General features: G+C 39.6%; 12 protein-coding genes. 5 read left to right on the plus strand and 7 right to left on the minus strand.

Going from position 1 to position 12,784, the window contains the following annotated elements; translation table 11 throughout:
• Positions 1-111: 111 nt before the first annotated feature.
• The 6 genes from G6R09_RS08270 to bioA form a co-directional block, all read right to left on the minus strand.
• A complete protein-coding gene (locus G6R09_RS08270; protein ID WP_065166178.1) occupies positions 112-855 on the minus strand; it encodes a lactate utilization protein C in 744 nt (247 codons plus the stop codon).
• A gap of 11 nt (positions 856-866) precedes the next feature.
• Positions 867-2,282 (minus strand): LutB/LldF family L-lactate oxidation iron-sulfur protein, encoded by a 1,416-nt coding sequence (locus tag G6R09_RS08275; protein ID WP_065176627.1) that lies wholly within the window; start codon positions 2,280-2,282, stop codon positions 867-869.
• Between the two features lie 12 nt (positions 2,283-2,294).
• Positions 2,295-3,014 (minus strand): (Fe-S)-binding protein, encoded by a 720-nt coding sequence (locus G6R09_RS08280; protein WP_065166177.1) that lies wholly within the window; start codon positions 3,012-3,014, stop codon positions 2,295-2,297.
• Between the two features lie 104 nt (positions 3,015-3,118).
• Positions 3,119-4,702: an L-lactate permease gene (locus G6R09_RS08285; RefSeq protein ID WP_163921630.1), complete on the minus strand. Its 1,584-nt coding sequence runs from the start codon at positions 4,700-4,702 to the stop codon at positions 3,119-3,121.
• 610 nt (positions 4,703-5,312) lie between these two features.
• Positions 5,313-5,876 (minus strand): LON peptidase substrate-binding domain-containing protein, encoded by a 564-nt coding sequence (locus G6R09_RS08290; RefSeq protein WP_065166175.1) that lies wholly within the window; start codon positions 5,874-5,876, stop codon positions 5,313-5,315.
• Positions 5,877-6,048: 172 nt separating this feature from the next.
• Positions 6,049-7,311, minus strand: a complete 1,263-nt coding sequence (gene bioA / locus G6R09_RS08295; protein WP_163921895.1) for an adenosylmethionine--8-amino-7-oxononanoate transaminase — start codon at positions 7,309-7,311, stop codon at positions 6,049-6,051.
• A gap of 207 nt (positions 7,312-7,518) precedes the next feature.
• Here bioA and bioB point away from each other — a divergent pair, with 207 nt between their 5' ends.
• The 4 genes from bioB to bioD are packed head-to-tail and all read left to right on the plus strand — an operon-like array spanning position 7,519 to position 11,211.
• Positions 7,519-8,571 (plus strand): biotin synthase BioB, encoded by a 1,053-nt coding sequence (gene bioB, locus G6R09_RS08300; RefSeq protein WP_163921632.1) that lies wholly within the window; start codon positions 7,519-7,521, stop codon positions 8,569-8,571.
• Positions 8,558-9,697 carry an 8-amino-7-oxononanoate synthase gene (bioF, locus tag G6R09_RS08305; protein ID WP_163921898.1) on the plus strand — a complete coding sequence of 380 codons (1,140 nt, stop codon included), beginning with the start codon at positions 8,558-8,560 and terminating at the stop codon, positions 9,695-9,697. The genes bioB and bioF overlap by 14 nt, the downstream gene beginning before the upstream one ends.
• Complete coding sequence (gene bioC, locus G6R09_RS08310) at positions 9,687-10,514, plus strand: malonyl-ACP O-methyltransferase BioC (RefSeq protein WP_163921634.1); 828 nt, start codon at positions 9,687-9,689, stop codon at positions 10,512-10,514. Before bioF ends, bioC begins: the two co-directional genes overlap by 11 nt.
• Positions 10,507-11,211: a dethiobiotin synthase gene (bioD, locus tag G6R09_RS08315; protein WP_163921637.1), complete on the plus strand. Its 705-nt coding sequence runs from the start codon at positions 10,507-10,509 to the stop codon at positions 11,209-11,211. The genes bioC and bioD overlap by 8 nt, the downstream gene beginning before the upstream one ends.
• Before the next feature lie 63 nt (positions 11,212-11,274).
• On the opposite strand, the gene G6R09_RS19850 is transcribed toward bioD, so the two are convergent.
• Complete coding sequence (locus G6R09_RS19850) at positions 11,275-11,439, minus strand: hypothetical protein (RefSeq protein WP_205522989.1); 165 nt, start codon at positions 11,437-11,439, stop codon at positions 11,275-11,277.
• Between the two features lie 387 nt (positions 11,440-11,826).
• On the opposite strand from G6R09_RS19850, the gene htpX reads away from it, so the two are divergent.
• Entirely contained in the window at positions 11,827-12,711 is an 885-nt protein-coding gene (htpX, locus tag G6R09_RS08320; RefSeq protein WP_065166171.1) for a protease HtpX, read from the plus strand.
• The last annotated feature ends 73 nt before the right edge of the window (positions 12,712-12,784 follow it).

The raw sequence follows: 12,784 nt of genomic DNA on the forward strand, positions 1-12,784 counted from the left end.
TATACGCGAAAAAAAACGCAGTCCGATAACTGCGTTTTTTCGTATTCCCGTTTAAGTGCTTAACCACTAGCATCCTGCTAGTTTGATTATCACTATTGGTGATAGGTAAAACTACATATCATCAATAATGATGTAGGTGGCAAAGACGGGCCCATGCACACCAACAACCTTGATCAGCTCGATATCTGCAGTCGAACTAGGACCTGAAATAAAGTTTACACATGACGGTATACGTTCACCATTACGTGCTTTTTGATGTAAGACTTCTGTCGCTTGGGTTAAGCGAGGGACAATGTTACTTTTAGGTACGATAAACACAGACGCCTCAGGGAGCAAACTAACTGCTCGACCTTGTGCAGCTTGGCTGTAAAGCACCATCGTACCTGATTCTGCAAGTGCCTGTTCGGCAAATACTACGCCGACTTTAGCCCGTTCCGCAACCGCAATATTTGCCTCATAACCTGCACTATGATCCCAGATATAGACGCCATGTTGTTTTTCAGTCAAATCTTTCGGATTAATGATATCTAGCAGACGATTATCTGCTGTAAAGATGGTTTCACCGATAGGATTTAGGCCTTCGCCATCATCAGTACAATAGTGAAAACATACATTACGTAACGTTTCTGTTAGCTTATCTTTGGTTGTAACCACGGCCTGAGAGGCTAATGTTGTTTCAGTGTAGTCAACTAAAATGGCTTTTAACTCATCAGGGCTTTTATTTGCAAAAACCTCTTTATGACAGTTATATTTTAAATTTGGGCGTACTACAGGCGCTGTAATACGCTCACGACCAAGTTGTATCGCGATATTATCAAGGAAACTATCGCGGTTAAAAATACGTTGCTCTGACATGCGGAAGTCCCTTATTTATTGTTTCTGTTTTTAAACCAGCTACGGAATGATTGACCTGCGGGGTCGGGTAAATCACGCGTTTGTGTCCAAGCGCTAAGCAGACCTACTTTGAATGGCAATTTGCCATCTTTAATCAGTTTTCCCGCCATAATCGCGCCCATTTTTACGGTCTTATCCCAGATGAATGGGTGAGAGTTAATAAAGTTAAAACCCGTAATTGCAGCACGTTCTGATGCTGCTGTGATTTTTTCTTCACCCATAATTTGGCGGTGTTTTAGCAATAAATCAGACAGTGGAATTTTTACTGGACAGACATCATGGCAAGCACGACATAAGCTACAAGCATTGGGTAAGTCTTTAAAATCTTTATAACCACCAAGTAAAGGCGATAATACTGCGCCAATTGGACCTGAATAGATTGAACCGTAAGATTGCCCACCAATATGGCGGTATGCAGGGCAGGTATTAACACACGCTGCACAACGGATACAACGTAAGATTGGGCGGAATTCTGAGCCTAGAATCTTTGAACGACCGTTATCAACAATAACAAGATGGAACTCTTCTGGACCATCGCAATTATCACCCTCACGAGGACCTGTTAGCGCAGTGACATAACCTGTTAATGGTAGGCCAACGGCACTGCGACATAATAGGCTCGCAACAATATCAAATTCTTCAAAAGTAGGAACAATACGTTCCATGCCCATGACGGCGATATGGGTTTTTGGCAAGCTGGTGGCTAGACGTGCATTACCTTCGTTAGTCACTAGTGTGACAGTGCCAGATTCTGCAATGGCGAAGTTACACCCAGTAATACCGATTTCTGCTTCAAGGAAATCATGACGAATATGCTCACGGACAAAGCGGGTCATGGCTTCAGGATCTGAGGTGCCGTCATAACCGAGCTTTTCTTTGAACACTTCGCGAATTTGAGTGCGGTTTTTATGTAATGCTGGCACAACAATGTGTGAGGGCGCATCACAATCATCGACTTGTAGAATATATTCGCCTAAATCCGTTTCGATGATTTCGCAATTATTGCGTTGAATCATCTGGTTCATACCGATTTCTTCAGTCACCATCGATTTAGATTTTACGATTTTTTTAGCGTTCTTTTTCTGTACAATTGTTTCTATGTAGTTGGTTGCATCTTCAGCTGTTGCGGCAAAGAAAACATGACCACCATTTTTTTCTACATTTTCACTAAGCTGCATTAAGTAGTAATCAAGATTTTCAAGTACATGGTTACGAATATCCATGCCCATTTCACGCCATTCTTCCCAATTACCGAGTTTTTCAGCAGCAACAGCACGGCTTTTAAACATACGTTCTTGTGCGTTGGCAACGGCGGCACGCATTGACTCGTCTTTCATTTTTAGATGAATACGATCTTTAAATTTAACGTTGCTTGTTTTCATTGACATAAGAATGACCTCTTAACGACTCATCAGCACATCAACAATGTGCATTACTTTAATTGGTTGACCTTCGCGGCTAATACGACCACCAATATTGAGTAGACAACTAATATCAGCACCAATTAAGAAGTCTGGTTTTACTGCGCTAATGTGCTGTACTTTCTCTGTTACCATTTCACCTGAAATTTCAGACATTTTGACTGAGAAAGTACCACCAAAACCACAGCATGTTTCTTGGTTATCAATCGGTAATAACTCTAAGCCTTCAACGTTATTTAATAAAATAAGTGGTTCTTCACGTACGCCTAATTTACGAATAAGGCTACAAGATGGGTGATAAACCCCTTTACCTTTAAGACGCGCACCAACATTTTCCACGCCTAATTGGCGTACAACAAATTGGGTCAATTCAAATAAACGGTCAGCAACTTTTTGTGCGCGAGCTGCCCATTCAGGCTCATCTTCTAAATAATGTGGATATTTCTTTATTGAAGCGGCGCATGAGCCAGCAGGGGTCACGATTGGATAATCGTTAATTTCAAATGCTTCGATCATGCTTTTCATTGCTGGCTTGCTTTTTTCAATGTAGCCACTGTTTAGTGCTGGTTGACCACAACATCCTTGGCGTTCTGGAAAAATCACTTCACACTTGAGTTGTTCAAGCAGTTGCACTGTCTTTTTAGCAACCTCTGCTTTTACGGTATCACCAAGACAAGTGACAAAAAAGTTTACCTTCATTTTATTGCTCCAATGGCGTAAAGGCGCCTGAGATATTAATGTTATACTGTTGGTTTACACCTGTTACACTGCGGCACAGCGCGTAAACCGATTGTGTTAAGTGATTAAAGAAAAATGCTTACAATTGCGACAATTACGCCATATAAAACCATTGGAATAACGGTTCGTTTAATGATGTAACCTTCTTTATTTGCAATACCAAGAATGGCTGATACTGCAATAATATTATTGATACATACCATATTACCCATTGCACCACCGACAGATTGCAAGGCCAGAATAATGGTTTCAGGTAAGCCAACGGTGTGAGCAATGCTTTGTTGAATCGCACCAAAAGTAAGATTAGAAACCGTCGCGGAACCTGAGAAAAATGCACCTAAAGCGCCAAGGTAAGCGGCACAGTATTGCCAGTTTTTACCTAAAAGTGCCGCAAAAGCATTACCGGTTGTCATAATCGGTGAATGGTCGCCACCAATCATCATGAACTTCACCATAATTAACGCACCAACAAGAGCAATAAAGGGCGTTTTTATTCGTGATGTTGTGTCGCTAAACACGGTGGTTACTTGTTTTTTGTTCATTTTTAAAAAAGGAATCGACACAAAAACAACCAAGAAAAAAGGAATTAATGCAGGCACATATAAGGTTTTGTATGCCCAAGCAGTATCAGTGCCTAAAATTTGATTGATGTGAATAATCAACGCTTGGCTAATATGTAAATCAGCAAAACCTAAGTGGAAATTCCACATTGGCGTTGCGTCGTTTAACATGCCTTTTAATCCTAATTGCTTAATACGAGTGACAATTAAAATAAAGATCAGTAATAGAGTTGGTGCCATAGCTTTAAATACGTGTCCAAAAGGTAACGTAGTCGTTGTTTTTTCTATGTCAGTTAGCTCTTTCTTTTCTAAACCAATGTTATAGCGTGCAAAAAAGATTGATAATGTTAAACCAATAGCGCCACCAATTAGGGCTGGAAATTCATAGTTCCATTGTGCAAGCCAAACATAAGGTAGCGTACATGACCAAATACTCAGCTGAATAAAAATAATGTTACGGCGAATTTGTTGCCAACTAACAATAAACCTCAACGCAATAACTGGAATAACGATTGCCGCAACAGTGTGCATGATGGCAGATAAACTGCCGACATTGAGTAATTCAGTATCAGAAAGCCCTAAGTTACCGAACCCAAACCATGTTGGCGTACCGACCGCACCAAAAGAGACTGGTACTGAGTTCATGACTAATGCCAGCATTGCAACCCGTAGCGGGTTAAAGCCTAGTCCGACTAGAATAGGTGCTGCAATGGCAGCGGGCGTACCAAATCCTGACGCACCTTCAATCATGAAGGCAAAGGCCCAACCAATGATCATTAACTGACCAATTTGGTTTTTACTAATACCTTCTAACCATTGTTTTATGACATCTTCACAGCCTGAAATTGAGAGGGTACGATTTAATAAAATCGCGCCCGCAATAATAGAAATTGGAGTGATTGCTGATAAAGCGCCAGAAATAATATTTGCAGTTAATAGTCGTCCACTAGTGCCAAAATAAACTAATTGTAAAAAACCGATAATTAATGCGGTTACAGGTAATGCAATATGTGAAGGTAGAGCATTTTTTTTCGTCATCATCCAAATTAATAATAAAATTGGAATGATCGATATCGCTAGATTTAGCATGTTTTTTTCCCTGACTGAGTCGTCTTATTCCATATTCAAACAGACGAATTTTATTTTTATTTATTATTACTATGTGAATAGTATTATTTGTACTGATTACCTCAGTGGGAATATTATTTTAGGCAGGAAAAAGAAACTTTCTATCTATTTCTTTTGTGTATTTATCATACGTATTAATTAAATGTGATGTGAACATAAAAATAGATGTAACTGTTTTATTTATTAAGACTAAAAAATCAATGCATTAGAGTTTGTCTTTAAAAGGGGAGAGCAAATGATTATAGCATTATTGGAAACAATATATTTGCATACATAAGCTAATATTTTAGGTGTTTATTGCCGTTGTTTTATTTGTTTATTTTTATTAAAGGTAATGATTATCACTACAGTGATTATTTAAGCGAGATAACAAGCAATAATACGGTTAATAATGCATTTGTTATGGTTATCTGAAATGCAGTAAGCCTTATTTAGTTGTGGTTAAATATATTAATAGAGAGAAATAATAACAGGAAGCTATTATTTTGCATTAAGTTTAACTTTCTATTAAATATCGCAAACAATTACTCATAAGTCGGTGAGTGTGAAAAATGATTATGGTGGTACTTACTTATTTTAAATTCGCATTATTACTGATAACTGTGTGTAGAAAAGATAATGCAGCACTGCAATCATTACGACTCATAAACCACTGCTTTTGGTTGACTTCTAATGGTAGGATCTCGAGCCACCGCTGGCATACCCACGTAATATCATCAAATTTAGGCTCTGGGTAGTAACGGGCGTGATCTGGATGCTGTTGGAACAGTTGCTGTAAGTTGTCTGAAATGCTTTGATCGATAAAATTAATCCCTTTGCTATGCCAATTTGGGACAGGTGAGGTATCACCAATATAAAGACGATCGTTGTCTTGCCAGTGATTATTAATTAAAAACATTTCAACGCCCTTAATAGTAATACTCATAAACCCATTAGGGAGGGCATCAAAATCAGTAATAATCGCGCGAGTTCCAAAATGGCATAAGGTGTCATCAATCTTCATGCATAGCCCAAAGCCATGATGGTTGGTGGTTGCAAGTTTTACTAATCGAATATAGCGTTGTTCGTAAATACGTAATTTGCAAATACCATTAGGTAACAAATAGATATCAAGTGGGAAAAGAGGTAACTGCATAATGATAACCCTAGCTAATGCGTTTTTAACATAAGTAAATGGTCGCTCGATATATGATTATCATTATTATTCTGTGGCTCGGGCTCCTGTAATCAGTATAAGCAGACTAAAATAGAGTAATGTCTGCTTTATGATACTGCATTAAAATAAAAGGCTGTTTAGATAAATAGCATTATATGTTTAACACCTGATATATCGCTTGAGTTAACGATGATAATTGACTCGAAGTAATAATATAGGGCGGCATTATATAAACTAAACGACCAAAGGGGCGAACCCATACTCCTGCATTAACAAAAGCCTGCTGTATGGCAACCATGTCAACGGGTTGGTGTAATTCAATCACACCAATGGCACCTAACCAACGTACTTGTTTGACTTTTTCAAGGGTAGCAATGTGAGGTAATTCATTGGCAAGTTGGTTTTCAATGGCTGCAACTTGTTGTTGCCATTTATTTTGTTCTAATAGTTCGAGATTAGCATTGGCAACGGCACAGGCAAGCGGATTCCCCATAAAGGTTGGTCCATGCATAAAGCATCCAGCTTCACCGCTGCATACCGTGTCTGCAATACTTTTTTGAGTAATAACGGCAGATAACGTCATATAGCCGCCAGTCAGAGCTTTACCGACACAAAGTATGTCAGGACTAATTTCTGCATGTTCACAAGCAAATAATTTTCCGGTACGTCCAAAACCCACCGCAATTTCATCTGCAATTAATAGCACACCATAATGATCACATAATTGGCGAACACGACGCAGGTAAGTGGGATGGTATAGCCGCATTCCTCCCGCACCTTGCACTATAGGTTCCAAAATTACCGCTGCGATGTGTTGGTGGTTGTGCGCCAATTTATTTGAAAAATCACCAATGTCATTTTCATCCCATTGATCCCAGAAACCACATTGTGGTGAATCAGTAAAAATATGCTGTGGTAAAAATCCTTTATAAATACTGTGCATTGAGTTGTCAGGATCTGTAACTGACATTGCTGCAAATGTATCGCCATGATAACCGTGGCTGAGGGTTAAAAACTTGGCTCTATGCTCACCTTTAGCATGCCAATATTGCAGTGCCATTTTAAGTGCAACTTCAACGGCAACGGATCCAGAATCAGCTAGAAAAACGGTATCTAATCCTGATGGTGTTATTGCGACTAATTTTTTACAGAGATCAATCGCGGGTTGATGAGTGATACCTCCGAACATCACATGGGACATTTTATCAAGCTGGGTTTTAGCTGCGGCTGTTAATTGGGGGTTGTTATAGCCATGAATAGCAGACCACCATGAAGACATACCATCAATTAATTGGGTGCCATCTTCTAGCGTAAGATAGACACCATTGGCTTTAGTTACAGGGTAACAAGGAAGCGGTGACACTGTTGAAGTGTAAGGGTGCCAAATATGCTGCTGATCAAAAGCAAGATCAATGTCGGGTTGTTTTTGCACTGTTGTAAACCAAATTTATGTTTTGTGGTTGACAGTCTACGCGCTGTTAGTAGACTAGCCAATAACGGAAAGGCAAATAAGTGTCTTAGTGGTTGTTTATTGAACAATGAGTTATGAATCGATTGTGATCTCAATCGGTATTGGTTTTATTTCAAGATATAAATAAAAAGCATAAAAGAGGGACGCATTGTGGAAGTTCGTAGTAATTGGACTGTTGCAGAAGTGCAGGCTTTATTTAATAAGCCATTTATGGATTTGGTGTTTGAAGCACAACAAATTCATCGTCAATTTCATCAGCCTAATCAGGTTCAAGTAAGTACTTTGCTTTCTATTAAAACTGGCGCTTGCCCTGAAGATTGTAAATATTGCCCTCAAAGTGCGCATTATCGTACTGATATAGAAAAAGAACGGTTATTGGAAGTCGAGCGTGTGCTTGATGCTGCTATAAAAGCCAAACAATCAGGCGCAACTCGCTTTTGCATGGGAGCGGCGTGGAAAAACCCTAAAGATAGAGATATGCCTTATTTGCTTGAAATGGTACAAGGCGTTAAGCAATTAGGTTTAGAAACATGCATGACGTTAGGGATGATAACCACTGATCAAGCAAATACATTAGCAGCTGCAGGGCTGGATTATTACAACCATAATCTTGATACCTCTCCTGAATATTATGGCAATGTGATCACTACACGTACCTATCAAGATCGATTAGATACTTTAGCGCATGTGCGTGATTCGGGAATGAAAATTTGTTCTGGTGGCATCATTGGAATGGGAGAAAGTGTGCGAGATCGTGCCGGATTGCTGGTGGAATTAGCCAATTTACCCGTTCATCCAGAAAGTGTACCAATAAACATGCTGGTAAAAGTAAAAGGTACGCCACTTGAAAATGCGCAGGATGTCGATCCATTTGACTTCATCCGTATTATTGCTGTTGCCCGTATCATGATGCCGCATTCTGCAGTGAGGCTGTCTGCTGGTCGTGAGGATATGAATGAGCAGATGCAGGCGTTGTGTTTTATGGCTGGGGCTAATTCTGTGTTCTACGGCTGTAAATTATTAACCACGCCAAACCCAGGTGAAGATAAAGACATGCAACTGTTTGCCAAACTTGGTATTAATAGCCAACATCAGACAGCAAAACCAGATGATATTCAAGCGCAAGAATTATTAGAGCAAGTCGTAGAGCGGGTTGCTACACGTCCAACTAAAGATGACATTTTTTATGATGCCTCTCTTTAATCAGCGTCATCAACAAGCACTTATCAAGCGTCAGCAGCAAGGCCTTTACCGACAATTACAGTGCCAAGATGCCATTTCAAAAACCATAAATTTTGCCAGTAATGATTATCTAGGTTTAGCACAAGAGCCAGAGATTATAGCTGCATGGCAGCAAGGGTTGGCTAAATATGGTGCAGGAAGTAGTGCTTCACCCTTAGTGACAGGGTTTCAATCACCACATGCAGATTTAGAACAACAACTTACACAATGGTTGGGCTATCAACGGGCATTGTTATTTAATAGTGGCTTTAGTGCGAATCAAGCAGTGCTATTTACGTTATTGCAGCCACAAGATCATCTGTTTCAAGATAAGTTAAATCATGCCTCTTTAATAGAAGCGGGTATGTTATCGCCTGCGAAAATGACGCGTTTTGCTCATAATGATATGTCAGTATTACAGCGACAGCTTTCAAAAATAAAACCGACACTAAACACTGCATCATTAGTTGTCACTGAGGGTGTTTTTAGTATGGATGGTGATTGTGCGCCATTAGCATCATTACGAGAAATGACAACGCAACATAAAAGTTGGTTAATGGTTGATGACGCCCATGGTTGCGGTGTATTGGGTGAGGCTGGGCAAGGTAGTTGTCATCTTGCCGGTATAAAAGCCGATATATTAATTATTACTTTCGGAAAAGCCTTTGGTATACAAGGTGCTGCGGTATTGTGTAGTGATGAAACTGCTGAATATTTGATTCAATTTGCTCGTCATTTTATTTACTCGACAGCAATGCCTCCAGCACAGGCTGTTGCTTTAAGCTGTGCTTGTTCATTGATTCAAACCCAAGCTTGGCGACGAGAAAAATTGCAGGCTTTGTCTGAGTCTTTAGCGCACCAGCTTGATAAGCGTATTGGTCTGATGTCAACAATGACACCGATTAAACCGATCATTATCGGTGATAGTGGTCAAACAATGGCAATTGCTGCTCAATTACAACAGCGGGGAATTAAAGTAGGGGCTATACGTCCGCCGACAGTTGCACCAAATAGCGCTCGGCTTCGCATTACACTTACTGCAAACCATAATGATGCCGATGTTCGTCAGTTAGCGATGGCACTTAATGAGGTGGTTGATGTTAGATAGATTAATCAATAAACCGCTATGCGGCATCGATCAGAACAACAAACAAGCGATAGCCAATGCCTTTGGTCGTGCTGCTAAAGATTATGATAAATCAGCGGCATTTCAACGACAGGTTGGACAGCAATTATTATCATTTATCGCACCACCAATTTCAGCATTTACGTCGTCTACGACAGTGATTGATGTGGGTTGTGGAACGGGGTATTTCAGTGCAGTTTTACATCAACAAGGATTCGCTGTGACAGCGGCTGATCTGTCTGCAGAGATGTTGCAACAAGCACAACAACGATGTGGACAAGATTGCCAATATTTACAAACAGATGCTGAAAATATTGCGATGGCTGATAACCGCTATGATATTGCCTTTAGTAATCTCGCTTTACAATGGTGTGATGATCTTTCTGTTCCGCTACGAGAATTACAACGAGTTGTTAAACCACAAGGTAAAATTTTTTTTACAACGCTAGCTGAAGGCTCGTTGAGTGAGTTAACTCAAGCATGGTCTTATATTGATGATCAGCAACATGTTAATAGCTTTAAATCACTCACAACAATTACAGCCGAAATTAGCCAAGTCGGATTAACTATTGAAACCTTAGAGTGTAAGCCTATAACGGTATATTACTCAACGGCAATGAAACTGATGAAAGATCTAAAAGGTATCGGTGCCACACATTTACAGCAACAGCGGCGCTCTGGCTTGGTTGGTCGACAAACATTCATTGATTTAGAACGAGCTTATGATGACCTTCGCTTAGACAATGGTTTGTTACCCGCTACTTATCAAGTATGTTTTGGAGTATTGATCAATGAATAACGCTTATTTTGTTGCAGGTACCGATACTGATGTAGGAAAAACGGTGTGTAGTTGTGCAATTTTATACGCAGCGCAACAGGCAAATATTGCGATGGTAGGGTATAAGCCGATAGCATCAGGCAGTGAGAATACACCGCAAGGATTGCGTAATAGTGATGCCTTATTGCTCCAACAAGCATCATCCGTTTCAGTGACATATGATGACGTTAACCCTTATACCTTTTATCGACCTGTTTCACCGCATATTGCAGCCAATGAAGAACATAAAACAATTGAATTTAATGTATTGTCACAAGGGTTAAACAAGCTTAAAGCACAAGCTGATTATGTGCTGATTGAAGGTGCTGGTGGTTGGCGAGTGCCTATTAATATTACTGATTACCTCTCGTCGTGGGTAAAACAAGAACAATTAGCGGTTATTTTAGTCGTTGGTGTTAAACTTGGATGTCTAAATCATGCTTTATTGACCGCAGAAGCGATTCAGGCTGATGGCCTTACTATTGTCGGTTGGATTGCTAATCAAATACATCCAGTAACCGATAATTATACAGCAATGATAACGTGGTTAGAGCAGCACTTACCGGGGAAAAAAATAGCCGAGATCCCCTATGTATCAATGAGCAAATCAGAAAAAGAAATACCCCCACACCAGCATTTAGCTCAATATGTTGATGTAAGTTTTTTAAGCGAAAGATAACAACCTGCTATAAGCAACAAAAGGCACCCAATGTGCCTTTTGTTTTAATGAAGTAAGATAAAATTAATTAGCTGAGTTAAGGCCAATCAATTGTTCTTGTGTATCTGTCATTGATACTGGATTATCAGCGTTATCAAGCCCTAGCTCTTTATGCGCTTCATCGATTGACATACCAAGATGACAACGCAAAATGTCTATAGCAACTTGATAACTTTCATTATTAGCCATGAATCCTCCCTGTGTACTCATGTCTTTACGTGCATTGTTTCATAACAATATGTAAACAATAATAGAGTTATGCTATTAAAGCAATACGACCAAAGTCTAATCAGCATTTATTTTTGCAATTAAATGTTACTAGTGATGTTAAAAAAAGTGAGATGAAGACAAGTATATGACGAGATAAGCTTATAGCTTTGCGGTTATTTTGCGATACAGAGAGTGGAAAAGCTTGAGCTGATAAGAATTGGTAACAATTTAGCACTTTAATTTACAGTCATATTATTTGAAGATAGTAGTAATAAAAGTCTGAATGTACCAATAAGACGTTAGAATATAGTCTATAGGGTATAAACTAGATTAATAATGTCCTTTCAATTGGAGAAGATAACAGATATGAAACGTATTGCGTTGTTTTTAGCAACGAACCTTGCCGTAATGTTGGTGTTTAGTATTGTTCTAAACATTGTTTATGCGGTAACAGGAATGAAGCCAGGCAGCCTTTCTGGATTGTTAGTAATGGCGGCGCTGTTTGGCTTTGGTGGTTCATTAGTGTCTTTGATGATGTCGAAGTCGATGGCACTACGTTCTGTTGGCGGGGTTGTGATTGATAGCCCACGTAATGAAACTGAGCATTGGTTAATTAATACCGTTGCTCGTCAAGCAGAACAAGCTGGAATTGGAATGCCAACCGTTGCTATTTATGATGCGCCTGATATCAACGCATTTGCAACAGGTGCAAAGCGTGATGATTCATTAGTGGCAGTATCAACCGGTTTGCTCCACAGCATGACACGCGATGAAGCCGAAGCAGTATTAGCACACGAGATCAGTCATGTTGCTAATGGTGATATGGTAACGATGACGTTAATGCAAGGCGTGGTAAATACCTTTGTGATTTTTGTTTCTCGACTTGTTGCTGGTGCAATCAGTGGCGTTAATAATAACAGTGAAGAAGGGGAAGGTGGCGGTAGCTACATGACTTACTTTATTGTTTCTTCGATCATGGAAGTCTTATTTGGTTTCTTAGCCAGCATTCTAACGATGTGGTATAGCCGCCATCGTGAGTTTTATGCTGATGCCGGTTCTGCAAAATTGGTCGGTCGTGAAAAAATGATTGCCGCACTTGAACGCTTAAAAGTCAGTCAAGAGCCACATTTAGAAGGTTCAATGATGGCGTTTGGTATTAATGGTAAGAAATCATTATCAGAATTATTCATGACTCACCCACCGTTAGATAAACGTATTGATGCATTACGTCGTGGTGAGTATGTAAAGTAAGTATTTACTAAACTACTATCATGTATAAAAAAGCCCTTACAATTTATGTAGGGGCTTTTTTTTGAGGTGCAGT

Source organism: Photobacterium sp. Alg240-V54, assembly GCF_900537155.1.
Taxonomy (GTDB): Bacteria; Pseudomonadota; Gammaproteobacteria; order Enterobacterales; family Vibrionaceae; genus Photobacterium.